We start from the raw sequence: 1,004 nt of genomic DNA on the forward strand, positions 1-1,004 counted from the left end.
GTGAAGTCGTAACAAGGTAGCCGTATCGGAAGGTGCGGCTGGATCACCTCCTTTCTAAGGATATACCTGATCACGATGATGATCAGATAGCATCGTAAGATGCACAAACCGACAGGTTCGCTCATGTTCAGTTTTGAAGGAATAAATCCTTCTACAATCAAATAACGTCCGTTTGGTAATAATGGCGAAGGGGAACCACGCGTACCCATCTCGAACACGACCGTTAAGCCCTTCAGCGTCGATGGTACTTGGACCGCAGGGTCCTGGAAGAGTAGAACGTTGCCAAGCGGATGAAGTTTGATCTTGAAACTTCATATAATAATGGCCTTTAGCTCAGCTGGTTAGAGCGCACCCCTGATAAGGGTGAGGTCGGTGGTTCGAGTCCACTAAGGCCAACCATTTTTTATTACCTACGGGGCCATAGCTCAGCTGGGAGAGCGCCTGCCTTGCAAGCAGGAGGTCAGCGGTTCGATCCCGCTTGGCTCCACCATGAACATTTCTTTGCACCTTGAAAACTGGATATGAAATTTGCGAAATATCTCTTAGCTGAGATTAACGAGAAATATACTGTCAATTGTTTCGCAATTGCAGTTAGGTTGCTAACTTAACAGTTGCAACTAGGTTAAGCTACTAAGAGCGCACGGAGGATGCCTAGGCGCTAGGAGCCGAAGAAGGACGTGGCGAACGACGAAATGCCTCGGGGAGCCGTAAGCAGGCTTTGATCCGGGGATGTCCGAATGGGGAAACCCGGCTGGAGTAATGTCCAGTCACTCATAACTGAATACATAGGTTATGTAGAGGCAGACCAGGGGAACTGAAACATCTAAGTACCCTGAGGAAGAGAAAACAATAGTGATTCCGTCAGTAGCGGCGAGCGAACGCGGATTAGCCCAAACCAAGGAGCTTGCTCCTTGGGGTTGTAGGGCGTCTCACATGGAGTTACAAAGGTGTTGGTTAGGCGAAGAGGTCTGGAAAGGCCCGCTAGAAGAGGTAAAAGCCCTGTA

Annotated in this window: 2 tRNA genes and 3 rRNA genes; all 5 read left to right on the plus strand. The window is 49.2% G+C overall.

Annotated elements, in window-relative coordinates:
* A 16S ribosomal RNA gene (locus BMY11_RS28370) occupies nucleotides 1-54 on the plus strand; the annotation flags it as partial.
* Between the two features lie 117 nt (nucleotides 55-171).
* A 5S ribosomal RNA gene (gene rrf, locus BMY11_RS28375) occupies nucleotides 172-288 on the plus strand.
* A 34-nt stretch (nucleotides 289-322) separates the two neighbouring features.
* Nucleotides 323-399: transfer RNA gene (locus BMY11_RS28380), tRNA-Ile, on the plus strand.
* A gap of 15 nt (nucleotides 400-414) precedes the next feature.
* A tRNA-Ala gene (locus BMY11_RS28385) sits at nucleotides 415-490 on the plus strand.
* A gap of 130 nt (nucleotides 491-620) precedes the next feature.
* Nucleotides 621-1,004 (plus strand): 23S ribosomal RNA (locus BMY11_RS28390); the annotation flags it as partial.

It is taken from the genome of Paenibacillus sp. OV219, assembly GCF_900110075.1.
In the GTDB taxonomy this organism is placed as follows: domain Bacteria; phylum Bacillota; class Bacilli; order Paenibacillales; family Paenibacillaceae; genus Paenibacillus_Z.